This window comes from Sporomusa sp. GT1, from assembly GCF_014634905.1.
In the GTDB taxonomy this organism is placed as follows: domain Bacteria; phylum Bacillota; class Negativicutes; order Sporomusales; family Sporomusaceae; genus Sporomusa; species Sporomusa sphaeroides.
In genome coordinates, this window is the sequence record NZ_BMBX01000012.1 from 60201 (window position 1) to 82976 (window position 22776).

At 49.1% G+C, this 22776-nt stretch carries 24 protein-coding genes; all 24 read left to right on the forward strand.

All coding sequences use genetic code 11. The features are described from left to right. Positions 1 to 243: 243 nt before the first annotated feature. The 24 genes from GT1_RS14015 to dnaB all read left to right on the forward strand — a co-directional run bounded on the left by GT1_RS14015 (position 244) and on the right by dnaB (position 22629). Positions 244 to 1422: an ABC transporter substrate-binding protein gene (locus GT1_RS14015; RefSeq protein WP_188399278.1), complete on the forward strand. Its 1179-nt coding sequence runs from the start codon at positions 244 to 246 to the stop codon at positions 1420 to 1422. 460 nt (positions 1423 to 1882) lie between these two features. After that, positions 1883 to 3016: an ABC transporter substrate-binding protein gene (locus GT1_RS14020; RefSeq protein ID WP_373325934.1), complete on the forward strand. Its 1134-nt coding sequence runs from the start codon at positions 1883 to 1885 to the stop codon at positions 3014 to 3016. A 107-nt stretch (positions 3017 to 3123) separates the two neighbouring features. Beyond that, entirely contained in the window at positions 3124 to 4020 is an 897-nt protein-coding gene (locus GT1_RS14025; protein ID WP_188399279.1) for a branched-chain amino acid ABC transporter permease, read from the forward strand. 10 nt (positions 4021 to 4030) lie between these two features. Further along, positions 4031 to 4993 (forward strand): branched-chain amino acid ABC transporter permease, encoded by a 963-nt coding sequence (locus tag GT1_RS14030; RefSeq protein WP_188399280.1) that lies wholly within the window; start codon positions 4031 to 4033, stop codon positions 4991 to 4993. Beyond that, positions 4971 to 5735, forward strand: coding sequence for an ABC transporter ATP-binding protein (locus GT1_RS14035; RefSeq protein ID WP_188399281.1), 765 nt, complete (start codon positions 4971 to 4973; stop codon positions 5733 to 5735). The genes GT1_RS14030 and GT1_RS14035 overlap by 23 nt, the downstream gene beginning before the upstream one ends. A 9-nt stretch (positions 5736 to 5744) precedes the next feature. Beyond that, positions 5745 to 6449, forward strand: a complete 705-nt coding sequence (locus GT1_RS14040; RefSeq protein ID WP_188399326.1) for an ABC transporter ATP-binding protein — start codon at positions 5745 to 5747, stop codon at positions 6447 to 6449. A gap of 52 nt (positions 6450 to 6501) precedes the next feature. Then, positions 6502 to 7146 (forward strand): CBS and ACT domain-containing protein, encoded by a 645-nt coding sequence (locus tag GT1_RS14045; RefSeq protein WP_188399282.1) that lies wholly within the window; start codon positions 6502 to 6504, stop codon positions 7144 to 7146. 177 nt (positions 7147 to 7323) lie between these two features. Next, complete coding sequence (locus GT1_RS14050; RefSeq protein WP_188399283.1) at positions 7324 to 8250, forward strand: cation diffusion facilitator family transporter; 927 nt, start codon at positions 7324 to 7326, stop codon at positions 8248 to 8250. A gap of 133 nt (positions 8251 to 8383) precedes the next feature. Further along, positions 8384 to 9415, forward strand: a complete 1032-nt coding sequence (gene selD / locus GT1_RS14055) for a selenide, water dikinase SelD (RefSeq protein WP_250727378.1) — start codon at positions 8384 to 8386, stop codon at positions 9413 to 9415. After that, entirely contained in the window at positions 9405 to 10004 is a 600-nt protein-coding gene (gene yedF / locus GT1_RS14060) for a sulfurtransferase-like selenium metabolism protein YedF (RefSeq protein ID WP_188399285.1), read from the forward strand. Before selD ends, yedF begins: the two co-directional genes overlap by 11 nt. Before the next feature lie 36 nt (positions 10005 to 10040). Then, on the forward strand, positions 10041 to 10298 hold the full coding sequence (locus GT1_RS14065; protein WP_188399286.1) for a DUF3343 domain-containing protein: 258 nt from the start codon (positions 10041 to 10043) through the stop codon (positions 10296 to 10298). Next, positions 10288 to 11112, forward strand: a complete 825-nt coding sequence (locus tag GT1_RS14070) for a mechanosensitive ion channel family protein (RefSeq protein WP_188399287.1) — start codon at positions 10288 to 10290, stop codon at positions 11110 to 11112. The genes GT1_RS14065 and GT1_RS14070 overlap by 11 nt, the downstream gene beginning before the upstream one ends. A 26-nt stretch (positions 11113 to 11138) precedes the next feature. Next, a complete protein-coding gene (locus tag GT1_RS14075; protein WP_075756463.1) occupies positions 11139 to 11342 on the forward strand; it encodes a DUF951 domain-containing protein in 204 nt (67 codons plus the stop codon). 109 nt (positions 11343 to 11451) lie between these two features. Further along, on the forward strand, positions 11452 to 12561 hold the full coding sequence (ychF, locus tag GT1_RS14080; RefSeq protein ID WP_188399288.1) for a redox-regulated ATPase YchF: 1110 nt from the start codon (positions 11452 to 11454) through the stop codon (positions 12559 to 12561). Between the two features lie 62 nt (positions 12562 to 12623). Further along, positions 12624 to 13838 (forward strand): MFS transporter, encoded by a 1215-nt coding sequence (locus GT1_RS14085; RefSeq protein ID WP_188399289.1) that lies wholly within the window; start codon positions 12624 to 12626, stop codon positions 13836 to 13838. A gap of 277 nt (positions 13839 to 14115) precedes the next feature. Next, entirely contained in the window at positions 14116 to 14400 is a 285-nt protein-coding gene (rpsF, locus tag GT1_RS14090) for a 30S ribosomal protein S6 (RefSeq protein WP_075756460.1), read from the forward strand. A gap of 26 nt (positions 14401 to 14426) precedes the next feature. Then, a complete protein-coding gene (locus GT1_RS14095) occupies positions 14427 to 14816 on the forward strand; it encodes a single-stranded DNA-binding protein (protein ID WP_075756459.1) in 390 nt (129 codons plus the stop codon). A gap of 15 nt (positions 14817 to 14831) precedes the next feature. Beyond that, a complete protein-coding gene (gene rpsR / locus GT1_RS14100; RefSeq protein ID WP_075756458.1) occupies positions 14832 to 15068 on the forward strand; it encodes a 30S ribosomal protein S18 in 237 nt (78 codons plus the stop codon). A gap of 345 nt (positions 15069 to 15413) precedes the next feature. Next, entirely contained in the window at positions 15414 to 15722 is a 309-nt protein-coding gene (locus GT1_RS14105) for a MazG-like family protein (RefSeq protein ID WP_188399290.1), read from the forward strand. A 3-nt stretch (positions 15723 to 15725) separates the two neighbouring features. Further along, positions 15726 to 16685, forward strand: a complete 960-nt coding sequence (locus tag GT1_RS14110) for a YybS family protein (RefSeq protein ID WP_075756456.1) — start codon at positions 15726 to 15728, stop codon at positions 16683 to 16685. Between the two features lie 14 nt (positions 16686 to 16699). After that, complete coding sequence (locus GT1_RS14115; protein ID WP_075756455.1) at positions 16700 to 18703, forward strand: DHH family phosphoesterase; 2004 nt, start codon at positions 16700 to 16702, stop codon at positions 18701 to 18703. Next, a complete protein-coding gene (rplI, locus tag GT1_RS14120; protein WP_188399291.1) occupies positions 18663 to 19109 on the forward strand; it encodes a 50S ribosomal protein L9 in 447 nt (148 codons plus the stop codon). The genes GT1_RS14115 and rplI overlap by 41 nt, the downstream gene beginning before the upstream one ends. A 150-nt stretch (positions 19110 to 19259) precedes the next feature. Beyond that, positions 19260 to 21215: a Lon family ATP-dependent protease gene (gene lonC / locus GT1_RS14125; RefSeq protein WP_188399292.1), complete on the forward strand. Its 1956-nt coding sequence runs from the start codon at positions 19260 to 19262 to the stop codon at positions 21213 to 21215. A gap of 79 nt (positions 21216 to 21294) precedes the next feature. After that, positions 21295 to 22629, forward strand: coding sequence for a replicative DNA helicase (dnaB, locus tag GT1_RS14130; protein ID WP_075756452.1), 1335 nt, complete (start codon positions 21295 to 21297; stop codon positions 22627 to 22629). The last annotated feature ends 147 nt before the right edge of the window (positions 22630 to 22776 follow it).

Below are 22776 nucleotides of genomic sequence, written 5' to 3' on the forward strand. Positions count from 1 at the left end.
AAATATATTGACAGTTCTGATAATTTGCAAATATAATGAATGCTACAGGATAATAAACACAAACATCTACAAGTAAAAAACATTATCCTGTTATTGGACGAAGGTAAATTTGTATAGGGGGGGTTGAGACGCGGCCGCTACAAATCTATATTGCTGCTTAATGGTAACTCAGTAGGTTTCCCGGAAATCTGTTTTAGTGTAACGAATGAGCTAAATCTGTAAAGGGAAAGAGGAGAAATCTGTATGAAGAAAAAATGGCTGATATTGATCAGTCTGGCAGTAACTTTTACCATGTTGGCAGCTTTAGTAACAGGCTGCGGCAGCTCGACCACCTCCAAACCGGCTGACTCAAAAGTTATTAAAATCGGTGGCAACTATGAACTGACCGGTGGTATTGCCAACTTTGGCACCCAGACTTCAAATGGAATTAAACTGGCGTTCAAAGAAGCCAATGCCGCCGGCGGTGTGCTTGGCAAGCAGATTACCCTTATTCTGGCCGATAACAAATCAGAACCGGCCGAAGCCGCCAATGCCATTACCAAACTTATCACGCAGGATAAAGTGGTAACAGTACTGGGGCCGGTATCCAGCTCCAACGTACTGGCTACCCTTCAGATTGCCGAAGATCATAAAATTCCTGTACTAACCGCTACCGCGACCAACCCTAAAGTCACAGTAGACAATGGCAAGGTGCGTTCCTATGTTTTCCGCGCCTGCTTTATTGATCCCTTTCAGGGCAAGGTAATGTCCGATTTTGCCATCAAGTCGGTTAAGGCCAAAACCGCCGCCGTCTACCTGGATAGCAGTTCTGATTATTCCAAAGGCCTGGCTGAGGTTTTTGCAGCTGCTTTTGTCCAGGATGGCGGCAAGATCGTAGCCAAAGAAGGTTTCTTGCAAAAAGATACAGATTTTAAAGCCACTTTAACCAAGATAAAAGCCACCAACCCTGATGTTATCTTTATTCCGGCGTATTACGAAGAAGTAGGCAAGATTGTGAAACAGGCCCGCGAGCTGGGAATTACTGTACCGCTGCTGGGCACCGACGGCTGGGATGATGGCAAGCTGGTTGAAATTGCCGGTGCGGCTGCCCTTAATGACGGTTTCTTCAGCAATCACTATTCCTCGCAGGATAAAGACCCCAACATCGTAAAATTTGTGGAAGCTTACAAAAAAGAGTATGGGCAGGAGCCCAGCGCGCTGGCTGCCCTTGGTTATGATTCCGGTATCATGATTATTGACGCCATTAAACGTGCCGGCAGCGATGATCCGGCTAAAATCCGTGAGGCCCTGGAACAAACGAAAAACCTCCAGGTAAGTACGGGTATTCTGACGCTTGACGCTAACCATAATCCGGTTAAAAGTGCGGTAGTTATTGAAATGAAAGACGGAAAGCAAATGTTCAAAGAGAAAATCAACCCTTAATGGCAAAACGAATAAGAACAAGGTGTTAATTTCTGGCTAAGCACCTTGCTTGCGCTTGTTGGTCCTTAACCCCGGATATACAAAAAAACAGATACTCAATGATACTGTCAGTGTACAATGCGGTGAAGGGGTAAGGCGGAGGCCTTACCCCTTTTCCGGCTTCAAAGGAAACCATAGGGATATGTCCATGTGTGGTGTACATTGAGGCAGATGTACTATGCTGAGAGTATTGACAGCGATGGACAAGACCCCTATAATTACACTGTATGGCATACAATGATATGTTGTTAGTGGACACGGAGTGCTAGCAACCGGAGGACTTATCGTACATTGTTTGCTGAGTCCTCCAGCAGTATGGCGGGAGATAGTGCATATATTACCCGGGCCAGCTGCATCCGTATTTAGTATTTTGGGAGGGGAAACTATGGTAAAGACAAAATTCTTCAAGCTCGTAAGTGTAATGGTTGGTGTGCTTATGGTGGCAGGGCTTGTTGCCGGCTGTGGCGGCCAGAAGGAAGATGTAATTAAGTTTGGAGCCAACTTGGAGATGACCGGCAATAATGCCACTTTCGGTCAGTCGGCTACAAATGGCGCTAAACTGGCAATTAAAGAAGTCAACGCTAAAGGCGGCGTATTGGGCAAGCAGCTTACCCTGGTAGTTGCCGACAATAAGAGCGAAGCAGCCGAGGCAGCCAATGCTATGCAAAAATTACTTACTCAAGATAAAGTGGTAGCGGTTATTGCTCCTATTGCCTCATCCAGTGTAATTGCGGCAGCGCAGGTTAATGCCGACAATAAGGTGCTGGCAATCAGCCCGACCGCATCCAATCCTAAAGTTACGGTTGATCCTAATACCGGCAAGGTTCGCGAATTCAATTTCCGGGCCGCCTTTATTGATCCGTTCCAGGGGTCGGTAATGGCTACCTTTGCGCAAAACTCGCTTAAAGCCAAAACAGCAGCTTTATATATTGATAACTCCAGTGACTATGCTAAAGGCTTAGGCCAGTTCTTTAAAGAAACCTTCGAGAAAAACGGCGGCAAAATTGTTGCCAGTGAAGCTTATCTGGCCAAGGATACTGATTTCAAAGCCACATTGACCAAAATCAAGGCCCAGAATCCGGATGTAGTATTTGTTCCCGGCTATTATCAGGAAGTGGGCATGATTATTAAGCAAGCCCGCGAGCTTGGTCTTACAGTGCCTTTCCTGGGCGGCGACGGCTGGGATTCGGCTAAGCTGCCGGAAATCGGCGGCGCACAAGCCTTAAATAATACCTTCTTCAGCAATCACTATTCGCCTGATGACAACAGTCCGGCGGTACAGACTTTCGTTGAAGCTTATAAGAAAGAATACAATCAAACTCCTGACGCCTTTGCGGCATTATCCTATGATGCTACCATGATGGTCATTGAAGCCATGAAACGTTCCAACAGCGCCGATCCGGTTAAAATCAAGGATGAATTGGCCAAAACCAAGGATTATCAGGCAGTTTCCGGTTTAATCTCTTTTGATGCCAACCATGATCCGATTAAGAGTGCCGTAATTATTGAGATGAAAGACGGCAATAAAACCTTTAAAGAAAAGGTTAATCCCTAATTAAGGGTGCGTTGCGTTCCCTGTGGCCGGGGCTGTTGCCCCGGCCATCCGGACCAACCGGCCCTTCAACACACTATACTATTTTGAAATGGAGAGGGGAGAGCGCATTGGAATCTTCACACATAATTGTACAGTTAGGACAACAATTAATTAATGGTATATCCCTGGGCAGTATTTATGCGCTCATTGCACTGGGTTATACTATGGTTTACGGTATAATCAGGCTGATCAACTTTGCCCACGGCGACATTTATATGGTGGGCGCCTATGCAGGGTTCTTTGCTACATCGATACTGAAGTTTTCTTTTGTGCCGGCCTTGATTTTTTCTATGTCTGTTGCCGGTATCCTGGGTATGGTTATTGAACGGGTTGCGTACCGTCCACTGAGGAATGCACCTAAAATAGCCATACTGATTACTGCTATCGGTGTGTCCTTGTTTTTAGAGTATGGCGGGATGCTTTTGGTGACACCACAGCCGCGTACTTTCCCGGCGATATTTGCCGCGGAGATTTATAATTTGGGCGGCCTGGTAATTAACAGCCAGCAAATCGTCATCTTAGGGGTGTCCCTGCTGCTTATGGTCACTCTGACCTATGTCGTACACCGCACAAAGATGGGCAAGGCTATGCGTGCTGTATCCTTTGATACCGATGCCGCCCGTCTCATGGGCATTGATGTTGATAAAGTAATTTCTTTTACTTTCGGTATCGGCTCGGCCTTAGCGGCTGCAGCCGGTGTGCTTGTCGGTATCTACTATAACTCAATTGATCCGCTTATGGGCATTATGCCCGGGCTAAAGGCCTTTGTTGCCGCCGTACTGGGTGGTATCGGCAATATTCCGGGTGCTATGCTTGGCGGCACTATTTTAGGTGTTATCGAAGCATTGGTCAGCGGCTTCTGGTCTTCCACTTTCCGGGACGCGGCAGCGTTTGCCATCCTGATTATTATTTTAATATGGAGACCGGCAGGCCTCTTGGGTAAAAATATCCGGGAGAAAGTGTAGGTGGCAGGCCGTGAATAAAAAAACTAAAACAGATATAAAGGCATTGTTGGCCTGTTTGGTCATTTACGCTAGTATTCAAGGCCTGATGATGGCAGATGTTATCGGCTCGTTCTGGCAGCTTAATATCATCTTAATCGGTATCAATATTATCTTGGCAGTAAGCCTTAACCTTATTAATGGCTTTACCGGTCAGTTTTCCATCGGCCATGCCGGGTTTATGGCGGTTGGCGCTTATGTAAGCGCCGTGCTTACGGTGAAAATGCAGTTGCCATTTTTAGCCGCTATTTTAGGCGGCGCAATGGCCGCCGGGGTATTAGGCTTTGCGATTGGCCTGCCGACCTTGCGGTTAAATGGCGATTACCTGGCAATTGCCACATTAGGTCTGGGTGAAATTATCCGGATCTGTATTCTCAATATTCAGTATGTCGGCGGCGCCTCCGGTTTTATGGGCATTCCCCGCTATACTGATTTTACCTGGGTATTTGCGTTTGTTGTGTTTACCGTATATGCCATTAAGAATTTTGTTAATTCAACACATGGGCGGGCTTGTATTTCTATTCGCGAAAACGAAATTGCCGCCGAAGCCATGGGTGTGGATACGACAAAATACAAAGTATTGGCCTTTACCATGGGGGCAGCCTTTGCCGGTGTGGCCGGCTCACTGTTTTCCCATTACTTTTACATTGCCCATCCGGCCTCTTTTACCTTCATGCGGTCGTTTGACATTTTGACCATGGTGGTACTGGGCGGTCTGGGCAGCATTAGCGGCAGTATTACCGGCGCTGTTTTGTTGACCTTTATTTCGGCAGCACTGGCCAGTTATCCTGAGTGGCGGATGATTATTTACTCGCTGCTGCTCATTATTTTAATGCTTTACCGGCCGCAGGGGCTGTTTGGCAACAAAGAGCTAAGCTTGAAAATGTTTAGCCGCGTGACAGGAGGTAAGAAAGATGGCTCTACTCAAGGCAACTAAGCTATCGAAAGTCTTTGGCGGCTTAAGAGCGGTATCCAATTTCGAAGTCGACATTGCGCCAGGCGAGCTGGTTGGTCTTATCGGTCCTAATGGCGCGGGTAAAACAACGGCATTTAACCTCTTAACCGGGGTGTATGAGCCGACAGAGGGGCAAATTGAGTTTGACGGCAAAAGCGTTGTCGGGCTTAAACCCTATCAAATCACGCAGCGCGGTATTGCCCGTACTTTTCAGAACATCAGGCTGTTTGCCGATCTGAGTGTGCTTGACAATGTTAAAATTGCCTATCATTTTCACGTGCAGTATGGTTTGCTGGAATCGCTGTTTCGCGTCGGCCGTTACCATAAGGAAGAAGCTGAAATTGAGGAAAAAGCCATAAAGTTTCTGGAGATATTTCAGCTGGCCGATAAAAAAGATGAGATCGCCAAAAATCTGCCCTACGGTGAGCAGCGCCGCCTGGAAATTGCCCGCGCCCTGGCCGCCCAGCCTAAGCTACTCTTGCTGGATGAACCTGCTGCCGGCATGAATCCCCAGGAAACACAGCAACTGATGGAAATGATCCGCTGGATAAAAACAAAGTTTGACCTGACCATCCTCCTGATTGAGCACGATATGAGTCTGGTTATGGGTGTATGTGAGCGCATTTACGTGCTTGATTATGGCAGTATTATCGCTTCTGGAACGCCGGAGGAAATCAAAAATAATCCGCGGGTTATCGAGGCTTACCTCGGCGAGGAGGTATAGACCATGACAATGTTAAAAATTGATAATATAAATGTATACTATGGCGCTATTCACGCCTTAAAGGGCATCAGTGTTGATGTTAACCAAGGGGAAATCGTAACCTTAATCGGCGCTAATGGCGCCGGTAAGAGCACGACACTGCGTACCATATCCGGTCTGCTCAAGCCTAAAATCGGTCAGATCATTTTTGAGGGCCAGGACATTGCCGGTATGGCGGCTCAAAATATCGTTAAACTGGGAATTTCACAGGTTCCGGAAGGCCGCCGGGTATTTGCCCATATGTCGGTGCTGGAGAATCTGGAACTGGGCGCCTATCTTCGTTCTGATACCAAAGAAATTAAAGCCGATATGGATGTCGTATTCGGACGTTTTCCCCGACTGGCAGAACGGCGCAGCCAGCTGGCCGGGACGCTTTCCGGCGGTGAGCAGCAAATGCTGGCCATGGGCCGGGCGCTAATGAGCCGTCCCCGGATTTTACTCCTGGACGAACCCTCGATGGGTCTGGCACCGCTCCTGATAAAAGAGATATTCTCCATCATTAAAGATATTAATGAAACAGGTACTACCATTCTGTTGGTGGAGCAAAACGCCAATATGGCATTGTCTATTGCGCATAAGGCCTATGTACTGGAAACCGGCCGGATAATTCTGTCAGGCAGTGGCCAGGAGTTGGCGGAAAGCGAAGAAATACGTAAAGCTTATTTGGGCGGCTAACAGCCGCCCAAATACCCATAGCTAAAATACATATGCAGGGAAGTGTTATGTTATGATCGTATCCAAACGAATGACACCCAATCCCACTACCATAACGTCTGCCATGACTATTGTGGATGCGCTGCAAATCATGCGCAATAACAAGTTCCGCCGTTTGCCGGTGGTGGATAACGGCAAGCTGGTTGGTATTGTCACCGATAGGGACCTTAGGGAAGTATCGGCTTCACCGGCTACCTCGCTGTCTGTATTTGAACTTAACTATCTTTTGTCCAAAATGCAGGTTAAAGACATTATGACCAAAAAGGTGCTGACGGTGAGTGCGGACGCTACTGTGGAAGAAGCCGCGCTGATTATGTACAATCATAAGATCGGCGGCCTGGTTGTTATGGATCAGAACCAGCAAGTTGTCGGAATCTTAACCGAAACCGATATTTTTAAAACCTTTGTGGATATCATGGGATTACCGCAGGGGAAAACCCGCTTAAGTATTGTGGTGCCTGACCGGTTAGGCGTTGTTCATGATATTTCCGGCGTGTTCAAAGAGTTCGGGATTAGCATCGGCAGCTTTGCCAGCTACCCAACCGATGAGGGGCAGTATGAAGTGGTTATCCGGGCCGATATTAAAGATGTGAAAGCCTTTACCGAACGACTGGCGGCAGTGGGCTACCCGGTGCAGCATGTTGTGCATATCGGTTAGTAAGTAACGGTTCCCTCACAAAATTTTACACATTTTGTTTGCTGTGTTAATATAATATAAAGTAGGAACAGGCGGCCTTTACCATAAGGCGCAGCCGGGCAGCAAGCAGCAGGAAAGCCTGCGGGACCTATATCCCGCAGGCTTATTTTGATTTTCCATTTATTGGGAGGGAACGGTTTGGATAAAGATTACAATCAACTAAAGCAGAAAACCGCACGGCTGTCGGTAGTATCAAACACCCTGCTTGTGGCGTTAAAATTATTTGTGGGGATAATGACCGGTGCTGTAAGTATTATCTCTGAGGCAGCCCATTCCGGCGTGGACTTGATTGCTGCTTTGGTTGCCTATTTTGCTGTAAAGAAGTCTGCTCAGCCACCTGATGGCCAGCATGCGTACGGTCATGGCAAAATTGAAAACCTGTCGGCAGCCTTTGAAGCGGTGCTGATTGTGCTGGCAGCACTATGGATTGTATATGAGGCGGTAGATAAAATAAATAATCCGCATGTGCCGGAATACCTGGAATATGGACTTATTGTCATGGCCCTGTCGGTCGCTGTGAACTATTGGGTATCCAGCAAACTGTATGCTGTGGCCCGCCTGACCGGTTCACAAGCGCTGGAAGCCGATGCGCTTCACCTCAGAGCCGACATCTGGACAAGTATGGGGGTCTTTATCGGGTTGGTTATTATCAAACTGACCAATCTGTATTGGCTGGACCCGGTTATTGCCATTGTGGTGGCGGTCATTGTCTTTAAGGCCGGTTTTTCGATGACCATGAAAAGCATCTATGAACTGACAGATGTCAGTTTGCCGCCGGAAGAAGAAGAAATCATCAGAGGCATTGTTTACGCTCATCCGGCTGTTATTGCCTTTCATCAGCTGCGCACCCGGCGGTCAGGCAGTTGCCGGCTTATTGACATGCATATTGTCCTGCAAAAAAATATGCATCTCGATAAGGCTCATGCTGTATGTGACGAGCTTGAGGCCTTAATCAAGCAACAATTCATACCCTGTGATGTTACTATCCATTTAGAGCCTTGTGATTATACCGAGGGCTTTAGTACCTGTCCGGCCGAATGTGGTGAAAATTGCAAGCGTGATTAGGGTAAAGAGGACACTATCGGCTTGCGCCGTTGCCACAGGCACGGCACAAGCCGTAGTTTTTTATTTATTGGTTTTTTCTATAGCAGCTTAGAATAGTTTAAGGGTATAATATAGGATAGGAAAGGGGGACTTTATTGTGGTGAAACTTACACAGTATACAACACGGGGCGGCTGAGCTGCTAAAGTGGGGCCAGGGGACCTGGCCGGAATATTAAATCAGCTGCCGGTAATGACTAACCCCAACGTGCTTGTTGGCATTACTACGTCAGATGACGCCGGTGTTTATAAATTGAATGAAACAACCGCCTTGGTGCAAACAGTGGATTTTTTTACGCCGATTGTGGACGACCCGTATCTGTTTGGCCAAATTGCGGCAGCCAATAGTTTGAGCGATATTTATGCCATGGGGGCGACACCGTTGACAGCACTCAACCTGGTGGCATTTCCTAACTGCAAACTTCCTGGTGAAGCCTTGCTGGCTATTTTACAAGGCGGCCAGGATAAAGTTGCCGAGGCCGGGGCAGTGATTATCGGGGGCCATACCATTGATGATACTGAGCCCAAATATGGCCTGGCGGTTACGGGGATTACCCATCCTGACAGGATATGGACCAATGCCGGTGCGCAGCCGGGCGATTGTCTGGTATTAACGAAAGCGTTGGGAACAGGAATTTTAGCTTCGGCAGCAAGGGCTGATTTGTTTTTGCAGGGTGTGGCGGCAGCTACCGCCAGCATGGCTGCACTGAATGCAACGGCAGCTAAAATAGCAGCCGGCTTTAGTGTCCATGCCTGCACCGATATTACCGGGTTTGGACTTATTGGGCATGTGTACGAAATGGCGGCAGGCAGCAAAGTGACAATCCGCCTTGACAGTACGGCATTGCCGTTATTGCCGGAGGCGGCAGAGGCTGCTGCCATGGGCTTTGTGCCCGGAGGGGCTTATCAGAACCGGAACTATCTCACGGCCGCAACTTTTGCCGGGAACGTACCGGAACCTATCCGGGACATTTGTTTTGATCCGCAGACCTCTGGCGGACTTTTACTGGCCGTGCCGGCCAGCGAGGCCGGGCCTTTGGTTGCGGCACTTAAGGCCGCAGGCCTGGTGCCGGCTAGTATTATTGGAGAAGTAACTGGAATTGGAGAGGGAGAAGTGCATGTCAGATAGAATTGTTGATTGCCGGGGGCTGGTTTGTCCGCAGCCGGTCATTCATACCAAAAAAGCGGTGGAAGAAACGGTTTCAGGAAAAATTACCATTATTGTAGACAATGAAGTGGCTAAAACCAATGTTGTTAAATTTGCGGCTGCCCATGCACTGGGGGTCGCGGTCGAAGCCAAAGACGGAAACTACTATATCAGCATGATCAAGGGGACAGGCCAGCAGCCGAAAGCAGCCGCAAGCCTGCTTCCGGACGCTGAGGCCGGCGGCCAGGTGTACCTGATTACCCAAAATACCTTAGGTCAGGGTTCGCCGGAACTGGGTGCCGTATTGATGAAGGCCTTCATGACGACACTGCTGGAGATCAAACCGCAGCCGGCCGCACTCTTGTTCATCAATAGCGGTATCAAGCTGACCATACAGGATTCGCCGGTGCTTGAACAACTCCGGACTTTGGCCGGGCGGGGCGTAAGCATTTTGTCCTGCGGTACCTGCCTGGATTATTATCAGCACAAATCCGACCTGGCAATCGGTGAAATTACGAATATGTATACCATACTTGAGACCATTTCCACTAATAAAACGGTGACTTTATAAGCAGGTGATTTTATTACAAACCAGCACTATGACCGGTTGATTTCCTTTGATTCGGTACATCAGGCCATTAAGGCGGAGACGCTTTTAAGCCGGCAAGGCATTCCTGTTTATGCCTTGCCCACGCCGCGCGAGATTGATATTAGCTGCGGTCAGTGCCTGCTGTTTATGGCAGGATGGCAAGAAGAGCTTATCCGCCTCTTTGCTCAGACCAATGTGCGTTGGTCAAAATTATTTAGCCGGACAGCGGCAGGCAGTGCCGTTATTTATGAAAAAATAACCGAATATGGAGGTTAGCGTGGAACAGCTGTTGACACCTGATTTTTGGCTAAACGCGACGGTAAGCCTTATCCGCGCGGTGATTATTCTCTGCGGGGGATACCTGCTGCTGCGGATTACCAATATGCTGGTTGACCAGTTTTTTGTACCCAGACCGGGAGCGACAATGTATATAGATGAAAAACGGGCCAGGACACTCAGCAGTCTCCTGCGCAGCGTAATTCGCTATATTATTTATTTTATTGTGGCGGTAATGGTTTTACGGGAGTTTAAGGTAGATACCACTTCGGTTTTAGCCGGTGCCAGTATTATCGGTTTAGCGGTAGGCTTTGGCGCGCAAAGCCTTGTTAAAGATTTTATGACCGGATTTTTTATTATTTTGGAAGACCAGTATGGGGTAGGCGACTATGTGGTACTGGGTGATATGGCCGGAACAGTTGAGGAAATGGGTTTTCGCGTTACCAAGCTGCGGGACGGCAACGGTATTCTGCACATTATTCCCAATGGCTCGGTGCTCAGAGTCAGTAACCATACCAGAGGACAAATGCTGGCAACGGTGAATGTGCCGGTTTCCTACGAGGCCGACCTTGACCAGGTATTTGCTCTCCTGGAGGAGGTCTGCACTACTATCGGCGACACTGTACCAGAGGTGCTGGACGGCCCCAGGGTAGTCGGGGTGGTTGACTTTAAGCCCGGTGAAGTGGTTATCCGGATAACGGCCAAATCGATGCCCTTGCAGCAGACGAAAGTGGAAACGGCGTTGCGCCGCCTGGTAAGGGAGAAGTTTGCCGCCGCCAGAATTCCGCCGCCGCAGCTTAAGATCAGCGTATAGGTCGCTAGGGGATACGGGAGGTTACTATGAGTCAGGAAAGATATAATTATAAAGTTGGCGAAATTGTAAAAATGAAGAAAGCTCATCCCTGTGGCGGTGACCGCTGGGAGATCACCCGCACCGGCATTGATTTCGGGCTTAAATGCCTGCAGTGCGGCCGGCAGGTTATGATTCCCCGGCCCAAGTTTGAAAAAGGGGTAAAAACGGTTATTTCCGGCCCGCAGGCGTAATAGTATTTCTCTACTTGAAATTACACCGTCAGTATCTTACAATAGGGTAATAGCAAAGTAAACATTCAGGCTGTACCCTGTAACCAGCCTTAAAGGTGGAGTAGCATTTATGAGTACTAACTTAGAAGTAGGTATCGTGGGCCTGCCGAATGTCGGCAAAAGCACACTGTTTAACGCCATTACCAAGGCCGGAGCCGAGGCGGCCAATTATCCCTTTTGTACGATCGAACCCAATGTTGGTGTTGTTGATGTACCTGATGACCGTCTGTGGAAACTGACGGAGATGTATAAGCCGAAACAACGGACAATACCTGCTGCCATGCGGTTTGTTGATATTGCCGGCTTGGTGGCCGGGGCGGCCCAGGGGGAGGGACTTGGCAATAAGTTTTTGTCCCATATCCGTCAGGTAGATGCGGTCGCACAGGTGGTGCGCTGTTTTACTGATGAAAACATTACCCATGTGGCCGGTGGTCTTGATCCCATCAGAGATATTGAAATCATCAATACCGAACTGTGTCTTGCCGATTTGGAAACGGTGGAAAAGCGCATAGAACGGCTGCAGAAACTGTTGAAAAGCGGCGATAAAAAGGCGCCGGCCGAGCTGGAAGTCCTTAAGCAGGTGCAGCAGGCACTTTCAGACGGACAGCCTGCCCGCCGTGTTGTTCAAGATGAAGAAACCGCAGCCTTACTGCGCGATTTATTCTTATTGACCTTAAAGCCTACATTGTTTGTTGCCAATGTCAGCGAGCAGGAGGCGGCAGATGCCAGTGCCAATCCGCATGTCGCCAAAGTGTGCGAGTACGCTGCCCGTGAGGGTGCGGAAGTGATTGTTGTATCAGCCAAAGTAGAATCCGAGATTGCCGAACTGGACGCTGAGGAGTCCCGCGAGTTCCTGGCAGATTTAGGGCTGGAGGAATCCGGACTGGATAAGCTCATTCGCGCCAGCTTTACCCTGCTGGGACTGATGACCTTTTTTACCGCAGGTGAGCAGGAAGTACGGGCCTGGACCATTGTGCGGGGGACCAAAGCGCCACAGGCTGCCGGCAAGATCCACAGCGATATTGAACGTGGCTTTATCCGGGCCGAAATTGTTTCCTATAATGACTTAATGGCTGCCGGGTCGCATGGTGCCGCCAAGGAAAAAGGGCTGGTGCGCCTGGAAGGCAAAGAGTACATTATGCAGGATGGCGATGTAACCTATTTTAGATTTAATGTGTAATTAGGCTGCTGGAGGGTGAACGGTTTTTGGGCCGTTCTTTTCCTTTTAAGGAGGGAATTGTAATGGAAAAGGAGTTCAGAAAATCTACGGTTTTTCAGGTATCCTTATTAGGAACAGGGCACTTTTTCAGTGACTTTTATGCCAACTTCTTACCGGCGTTACTGCCTGTTGTGATGATTAAGCTGGGCTTGTCACTCACGCTGAGCGGCATGCTGGTCATGGCTTATTCGGTATTATCCAGTGTGCTTCAGCCGGTTTCCGGCTATATTATTGACAAGTATGGCTATTCCTGGCTAATCCTGGTTACAACCCCGGTAAGCGCAATATTTATTTGTCTGGCCGGGTTGGCTGACAGTAAGCTTGTGCTATTTCTCTTAGTCGGTTTGGCCGGCTTGGGTTCTTCGATTTTTCATCCCCTGGCTGCCAGCCTGATGGGCAAGGTAGTTACTGCGGAAACCAAGGGCACGGCAATGTCGGTCTTTGTCTTCGGCGGCAATGCCGGTTTTGCCATAGCGCCTGCTGTTATTATGTATTGCCTTACTGTATGGGGGACGGCCAGTCTGCTATGGTTAATTATTCCCGGAATTATCTTTACGGCAGCGTCTTATTTCGCCGGCTTGCACAAGGTGGATATCAGTCCGGCAGTCCGCCGGGAGCAAAATACTGCCGTTGCTGTGGCGGCAGCACCCTGGCATAAGTCGCGCGACCTGCTGCTGTTAAATGTTGTTACAGCCCTTAGATCGTGGATGCAAGTGGCCTTGCTCACGTTTCTGCCGCTGCTCTTAGTTCGGGCCGGGCAACCACCGGCAGTTGCCGCCACTATGGTCACCGTGCTGCTGCTGGGGGCTGCGGGCGGCTCGCTGGTCGGCGGCTGGGTGGGTGACAGGATTGGCCGTAAGGCCGGCGTTATTGGTTCTATGGCCCTGTGTCTGCCTGTTACTTATCTGTTTTTAATTGATATCAGTCCGTCGCCGATGAGTTATTTGTTACTGGCAGTCAGCGGCGCTTTATTACAAAGCACGGCACCGACCTCGGTTGTCTGGGCACAGGAGCTTATTCCCGGCAATGCAGCCATGGCATCAGGCATGATGCTGGGGCTGGCATTCGGCCTGGGCGGCGTGGGCGCGGCCATAACCGGCGCTCTGGGAGACAGAATCGGTTTGGAGGCCGCGTTGATGTGGTCACTGCTTTCGCTGGCAGCTGCCGCCGTATTGGCTGTCGCCATTTCAGAGCCGGGCCGGAAACAGGCCGAGAGAGTTGCCGAGCAATCGTTATAATAAGTATACCTAGGACTGGCGCTGGCGCCCGTCATGCAACGCTGCGCCGCTGGCGCTTAACCTCCGCTTATGCACAACGGCCGCCCACGCCTCAATAGTGTTTCTAAAGATTTTCATGGGTTGCCATGAAAATCTTTGCTTTTTCCTTGCATTTGGCGGACAACTAATGCTATAATAGTTTAGTCGCAAAAGTACATATTGTGACATGGTTTTGTTATTCAAAACCTTCCCTGCTCCCGTCTGTGGGGGCCAATAGTCCAAAGGAGGAGGTGATTTCGTGAGAAAATACGAAGTCGTGATTATTAGTAAAGTTGGTGACGAAGAGGTTCTTAACGCCACCATCGCTAAGTTCGAAAACATCATTAAGAACACTGGCGGCAATGTCGACAAAGTGGATCGCTGGGGCAAAAAGCGCCTGGCTTATGAAGTAAAAGACGTCATGGAAGGGTACTATACCCTGATTAACTTCACTGCTGAGCCAGCTACCGTATTTGAGCTGGAGCGTGTACTCAAAATTACTGACGATGTTCTTAAGCACATGGTTATCAAGTTGGAAGACTAATGTTTTAGCCGGGGGTATGAGGAATTATGAATAAAGTCATCCTTCTCGGTCGTTTGACGCGAGATCCTGAGGTGAGATATACACAGAGCGGTAAAGCAGTGGCATCTTTTTCTATTGCAGTTAACCGTTTTGCCGGTGGCCAAGAGCAAGCGGATTTCATTCCGATTGTAGCTTGGGAGAAGCTGGCCGAGACTTGTGGCAATAACCTTACCAAAGGTCGGCGGGTTCTGGTGGAGGGCAGGCTCTCAGTTCGCTCATATGAAGCTAATGATGGCCAAAAACGCCGTGTTACCGAAGTGGTAGCACAGAATGTTGAATATCTGGACAGCAGACAGACATCCGGCACTGAGGCCGGGAATATAGATATAAATTCGTTCGGCAAAGATGTCTTCCCTGAAGAGGAAATACCGTTTTAAAAGGGGGGTAAATGAATGGCTATAAAACGCGAAAGAGGTCGCAAACCTAAGAAAAAAGTTTGTAGCTTCTGTGTTGATAAAGTAACCGATATTGATTATAAGGATGTTCCGAAATTGCGCCGGTACACCACCGAGCGTGGCAAAATTCTGCCGCGCCGCATTTCCGGTAACTGCGCCAAACATCAACGCCAACTGACCTTGGCTGTTAAGCGGGCGCGTAATATCGCTCTGCTGCCGTTTACAGCAGAATAAGATTGATAAAGGGCAAGAATGTCTGCCATGGCAGACTTCTTGCCCTTTTTATGTCTAACAGCTGGTATAGTTTTGTGTGCCGGCACAAAACCCGGCTGCTGAGTTTAGCCGGGCTTGCATAATTATATAGCCAGGCAGTAATAATTTGTTAATTGCTTGCATAAAATGTTACTAACATATGTGGATAAGACTGTCTGGCAGGGAGTTTTAATTTGCCAACACGGAACTTTACCAGCGAACCGCCCTGGCCAGTGCCAGGGTTTCATACTATTTTCCTAAATAGAAAAGCAGGAAATAGCCCGGCCTCTTTCGAATATAAACAGGATGGAGTAAGGAGGCGGTTTAGTGTTTTCACAGGAATCGGATATCTTGCGTAAACTTAGGCTGATCGAAGGCCTTAAAGCCGATCTTCTGACCGAAGTGGGTAAACTATACCAGGCAATGGCCCGCAATAAGCGGGAAGCCATTGGTGAAGCGCTGGCCCAGATTATTATTTCAGCCTTTGCTTTAGGACGGCGGCTGGGTATTGATTACCCGCAAATGGATGAGCTTATAAATAACAGGCTTGGAACCAATATAAACCAGGAGCCTGAAATCGAACGTTGGTTTGGAGATATGAGCGAATATCGCCGACATCTTCGCCAGAAGAGGTGAAATATGCAAAAAAGTCCGGTTAGGCCGGTGGTTGAAGGCGGCATACTTACCGCAGTGGCTATAATTTTTGCTCTTATCAGTACGTATGTGCCGATACTGGGTGCTTTTGTCAATTTAATTTGGCCGGTCCCGATTGTATTACTGGGAGTGCGGCATGGCTATCGGCGGAGTATTATGGCTGTCGTCGCGGCAGGGATCATTATTTCCATGCTTATGCACCCGCTTAGTGCCATCTCGGTGGTGGTAGGTTTTGGACTGATTGGTATTGCCTTGGGTTATGCAATTAAAGAAGGGTTTTCCCCGGCAAAAACCGTTTTGCTTGGTGCGGTTGCTTCCTTGGTTTCTAAAGCTGCCGTTTTGGCGCTTACCGCTGTTATTATGGGCTTTAATCCCCTTAACTTTCAGACCGAGGCTATGGCTCACGGTCTGGAGCAGGCGATAGCGTTTTACCGGGAGATGGGGATGAAAGCGGAAGATTTGGCGCAAATGGAAGCCGCTATGGGCCCCATGCTGGAGCTTGTGAAGGTTATTCTGCCTGCCGGCTTTGTCCTCGCAGCCTTTCTTGACACCTTCCTGAATTATCAGGTGGCTAAAGCCGTACTTGCCAAGCTGGGGCAAAGGATTGAGCCATTTCCCCTGTTTCGTCACTGGACAATGCCGCGTATTACGGTATATGCGCTGGCGGTGGCGCTGGTATCCATTTACTGGGGTCAGACCCGGGAAATTGAGCTTTTGTATCAGGTGGGCATGAATCTTCAGGTTATTACCACTATGGTGCTTTTTGTTCAGGGAATGGCTTTGTTTTACTTCCTTGCCGATAAATACAATTTGTCAAGAATCGTCAAGGGGCTTATAATATTCTTGATATTTTCTAACGGGTTTATCATGCAGGGACTGATTCTCGCCGGTGCCTTTGATCTCATTTTCGACTATCGTCAACTGCGTGCTCCGCATATGGAGTAACAGGAGGAAAGCATATGCCTCAAGGACCATCGTTTTGGTTTGACACCCGTATTTATTTAGCAGTGATGGCAGCCTTTTTAGTGATTATCAGTTATTATAACCATTATGCGGCCATTCTTGGCGCTATTTTGCTCTATGCTCTCTATTTATATGGGCGGGAACGCTATACTATGCGGCAAAAAGAAGTGAATAATTATCTGGAAACTGTAGGGCGCAGTGTGGATAATGCGGCAGTCCAGGCGTTTACCAATTTACCGCTGGCAATAGTAATTGTTGACCAGCAGGGTATTATTTACTGGCGCAATGAACTGCTGAGCGAATGGGTTACCGAGTCGGTTGAACCGGGGGAATCGTTAGCCGCCATTTGGCCTGCCCTGCCGTTAGAAAAAATGACAGGCAAAGACGGACAGCTTAAATTTGAAGCCGGGCAGCAGCATTACGACATTGTCCACAGGGCTGTTGACCATGAGCTTACGGTATTTTATATATCGGATGTTACCGGTTTGGAGTCTTACCGGGCATCCTGCTGCCAGATTCAGACCGTACTTGCCTATATTCAAATTGACAATTATGATGATGCCTTAACCGGCTTGAATGAAAGCCAGCGTACGACTATCCTGGGTGAGGTCAACCGCATGCTGGCAGAGTGGATGACAGAGCTGGACGGACATATAAAAAAATACAGTGAAGACACCTATATTGCTGTTTTAAATCGTTTAGCCCTTGACCGTCTGATGACTGATGATAAATTTGAGATTTTGGACCGCATTCGCGCCATTCAGGCAGGCAATAAAATCCCGGTAACGCTAAGCATTGGTGCCGCCACCGGCGAAATCTCAATTGCGGAACTGGGACAGCGGGCTCAGGCCGGGCTGGATCTGGCGTTAAGCCGCGGCGGTGATCAGGCAGCGGTGAATATTAGCAGCAAAGTTCAGTTTTTTGGCGGTAAAGCCAAGGCGGTTGAGAAAAATACCAGGGTGAAAGCCCGGATTGTGGCGCAAGCTATCAGAGAGCTCATCGACCAGGCGGACAGTATTGTGATTATGGGGCATGCCGGTGAAGATTTTGACAGCCTGGGAGCAGCCTTTGGGGTAGCCAAAATGGTGCGCCATATGGGCAAGCAAGTCCATATTGTTGTCAGTCAGCCGGGGATGGCTATGGATAAGCTGTCAGAGCTGCTGCTGGACTATGAAGAATTCCGGGACCTCTTTATATCGCCGATGCAGGCGGCCTTCCTGGGCAATTCCAAAACACTGGTATTTGTTGTTGACACCCACCGGCCGGAACTGGTGGCGGCACCGGATGTACTGGCCAGAGCCGAACGGACGGTTATTATTGACCATCATCGCCGGGCTGAGACCATTATTCCCAATACGCTGCTGGTGTATCTTGAACCTTCGGCTTCGTCCACCAGTGAACTGGTAACAGAGCTATTAGGTTACTTTGACGAAAAAATTGAACTAAACCGCCTGGAAGCTTCGGCACTCTATGCGGGGATTGTGGTGGATACCAAGAATTTCGCGGTTCAGACAGGGGTGCGTACCTTCGAAGCGGCTTCTTATCTGCGCCGGGCAGGTGCCGATCCTACACTGGTGCGCCACTTATTCCGCGTCGATTTCCAGACAATGAAAAACCGGGCGGCAATCATTGATAATACCGAGATGCCATACGAGGGTGTAGTTATCGCCGTCTGTCCGGCTGATGTCAAAAATCCTCAGGTGGCGGCGGCGCAGACGGCAGATATGCTGCTGAATATTGAAGGTGTGCGGGTGAGCTTTGTTCTGTTTGAGGTTGAAGAGGGTGTTGCTATCAGCGCCAGATCGCATGGCGATATTAACGTCCAGGTGATCATGGAGCAATTAGATGGCGGCGGTCATCAATCGGTAGCCGGTGCTAAAGTAAAAGATGCCAGCATTGATGAAGTGAAAGCAAGAATTATTGATATAGTAGATAGTTACATAAAGGAGAGTGCAATACATGAAAGTAATTCTGCAGCAAGAAGTGAAAAAACTCGGTAAGAAGGGCGACATCATTGAAGTCTCTGAGGGTTATGCCCGCAACTATCTTTTACCGCAAAAACTGGCCATTGCGGCCACTGCCAATAATGTGAATAATGCTAATCTGCAAAAGGCAGCCGAGGAGCGCAAAAAAGAGCGCGCTCTGGATGAAGCCAAGCTGCTGGCCGCACAGATGGCCAAAATTGTTGTCACCATCCCGGTCAAAATGGGAGAGGGCGGCCGCCTGTTTGGCTCGGTAACGGCCAAGGACATTGCCGAGGCTGTGGCCCGGGAGCACAAACTTGATCTGGATAAGCGTAAAATTGAGCTTAAAGATGCCATCAAGTCTTTGGGGACATTTACCGTACCCATAAAGCTTCATCCTGAAGTAAGCACCGAAATCCAGGTAATCATTAAAGCCGAGTAAATCCAGAGCGAATGGATAGGCAGTGACGGTTTCGCGCTGCCCGCACTCGCAATGTATACGTGGTTTACCCCAAACGGTCATTGCGAAAGCTGTGCGCCAATTGCGTTTTTGCTTTTTGTTTCTAACCCTTACTATTAGAAAGGTATAATTATGAAAGATTTTTTTAACAAACTAGTACGTAGTGGCAACATCGACCGCGCTGTCAGCAGCGGTCATGGCAACCAGGAAGATCAGCTCAAACGCCAGGTAGCCGCCTTGTACGGTTTGTACACCGGTGTTCTGGGCGCAGAAAAGGTGGTGCTCAAAGCAGGCAAACTGGGAGCGCTGGAACTTATGCGTTCAAACAGCCTGCCGGAACGGGTGCTGGCGCTGCAGAAGCTGGTGTTTGAAGATCCGACAATTGATAAATTACCGTCTGTGGGTGAAATTCCGGAGCTGCTTAGTGAAATCGAAGATGAGCTGGCAGACCTGTGTGCCCGCCGTACAGTAGAAGACCGTATTGAGAAGAAAATTGCCGAAAAGATGGAAGAACGCCATCAGGAATATGTCCAGGAAATCCGTACCCAGGTTATCAAGGAAGAAGCCCCGGTCAATGCCGAGAACCCTCAGACTCTCAAGAAATATGCCCTTTTGGAAAAACTGGAGACCCGTAAATTAACCCGTTCGGCTATGGAGCTGTTGCGTCCGGCCACTCTTGATGAAATCATCGGGCAGGAGCGGGCGGTGGAGGCGCTTAAGGCCAAACTTGCCTCTCCCTATCCTCAGCATCTGATTCTTTACGGACCGCCGGGAGTGGGTAAAACCACAGCCGCCCGGCTGGTACTGGAAGCAGCCAAGCAAATTAAAAAGACACCTTTTACCCAGGATGCTCCGTTTATTGAAGTCGACGGGACTACTTTGCGCTGGGACCCCCGCGATGTCACCAATCCGCTCTTAGGCTCGGTGCATGACCCCATTTATCAGGGAGCGCGCCGGGATTTAGCCGACAGTGGTGTGCCGGAGCCGAAACCGGGTTTGGCGACAGATGCCCATGGCGGCATTCTGTTTATTGATGAAATTGGCGAGATGGACCCGATGCTGCAAAATAAGCTGTTAAAGGTTCTGGAAGATAAACGGGTGTTTTTTGATTCGGCGTACTATGATCCTTCTGATAGTAATGTACCTAAGTACATTAAAAAGCTGTTTGAGGAAGGGGCGCCGGCCGATTTTATCCTCATTGGCGCTACCACCCGTGAGGCCGGCGATGTTATGCCTGCCGTACGGTCGCGGTGTGCGGAGATATACTTTGAACCGTTGACACCCAAGCATATTGAGGAAATTGTCTATAATGCGGCAGTCAAGCTGGAGGTTGTCATTGAGCCGGAAGTGCCGCAGCTGATTAGCGATTATACCATCGAAGGCCGGAAAGCTGTCAACATCTTGTCAGATGCCTACAGCATGGCGCTTATGCGGGTGGGTGAGACCCAAGAGCCGGTTACCATTACCCGGGAGGATGTGTACCGGGTGGCTCAGGTCAGCCGGTTGTCGCCGTATGTTAACCGTAAGGCAGCAGCTACCCTGGAAGTGGGGAAAGTGTTTGGCTTGGGGGTAAGCGGCTACCTTGGTTCTGTTCTGGAAATTGAAGCAGTAGCTTTTCCGTCAGAAAAGGGTAAAGGCAGTATTCGCTTTAATGACACTGCCGGCAGCATGGCCAAGGACTCGGTATTTAACGCCGCGGCTGTTGTCAGGAAAATTACCGGCCAGGATTTAGCCAGCTTTGATTTGCATATAAACATTATCGGCGGTGGCCGGATTGACGGCCCGTCAGCCGGTACGGCGATTCTTTCAGCCATTATTTCCGCCATAAACGGTAAACCTATCCGTCAGGATGTAGCCATTACCGGTGAAATTTCTATCCAAGGCCGGGTGAAAGCCGTTGGCGGTGTTTTTGAAAAGGCTTATGGTGCCAAACAAGCCGGTATTACCACAATGGTTATTCCTGAGGAAAATAAGTCAGACATTCCGGAAAGTCATCTGGGCCTGGATATTCGTCCTGTTGCCACCGTCGAGGAAGCGTTGGCAATTCTGTTTGCGGAAAGTCAGGAAGCCAGTGCTGAGTTAGCTTAGAGATGAAATTGCCGCGCTTACCCGGGTTTTCTGTGCGATAATCCCGGCAGGCGCGGCATTTTAAGCGAGGAGAGTTTACATGATTGACCGCGTTCCCCCCCAAAACGTTGAAGCTGAGCAAGCGGTACTGGGCGCTATGATGATTGAACGCGAGGCTATTTCCAAGGTATCGGAAGTTATCCGGCCGGAGGATTTTTATCGTGAGGCCCACCGGTTGATCTTTAATGCCATGATGGAATTATTCAATAAGAATGAAGCTGTCGATCTGGTAACCGTAGTTGAAGTATTGCGCCGGGACGAAAAGCTTGAGGGTGCCGGTGGGATTGCTTATGTATCGGCACTGGCCAACAGTGTGCCGACAGCCGCTAATGTGATGTACCATGCCCGGATTGTGGAGGAAAAGGCCTTATTGCGTCAACTGATCAATACCGCGACCCATGTGGCCGGTATGGGCTATGAAGCCAATGAAGAAGTAGCCGTAATTATGGACAAAGCCGAGAAATTGATTCTTGAAGTATCCAACCGCAAGGCCGGCCAGGAATTTGCTTCAATTAAAAATATCATTTTTGACGTATTTGACAAAGTATCGGAGCTATATTCCTCCAAGGGCGGGATTACGGGGCTGCCAACCGGGTTTAAAGACCTCGATAAGCTGACATCAGGCCTCCAGCCTTCTGATCTTATCCTGATTGCGGCCCGTCCCAGTATGGGTAAAACAGCGTTTGTCCTTAATATTGCCCAGAATATTGCCGTCAAGGAAAAGAAAGCGGTGGCTTTTTTCAGTCTGGAGATGTCCAAAGAGCAGCTGGTGCAGCGGATGCTGTGCGCCGAGGCTCCGATTGACGCGCAGCGCCTTAGAATCGGCGAATTGGAAAACAATGACTGGGACAAGCTGGTACGGGCTGCCGACCGGCTGGCGGCGGCACCGATTTTTATTGATGATACCGCCGGTATTACGGTGATGGAGATGCGTTCCAAGGCCCGCCGCCTCAAAATTGAACATGATTTACAGCTGATTATCATTGACTATCTTCAGCTCATGCAGGGCGGCACCGGCAGCTCCCGCAGCGAAAACCGCCAGCAGGAGATTTCCGAAATTTCCCGTTCCTTGAAAGCCCTGGCCCGTGAACTTAAAGTGCCTGTTATCGCTTTATCCCAGCTCAGCCGGGGTGTCGAATCCCGTCAGGTCAAAAAACCCATGCTTAGTGACCTTAGAGAATCAGGCTCACTTGAGCAGGATGCCGACATTGTTGCCTTTATTTACCGGGAAGATTATTATGAGCCGGAAACCGAACGGAAGAATATTACCGATATTATTGTTGCCAAACACCGTAACGGACCTGTTGACAGCGTTCAGCTGTTCTTTCATAAACAATTTACGAAGTTTAGTGATTTATCGAGAATATCAGGGTGAGGTTAGAGAATTTTGCCGCAAGCAATACAAAAATAGAGAAGGCTATCGCCTTCTCTATTTTTTTGTCCTAACAGAAAGTATAACTTTCTTAAAAGCAGGATAAGGGCAACATCGGTTTGCGCTGTCGCCAAAGGCTTGGCGCAAGCC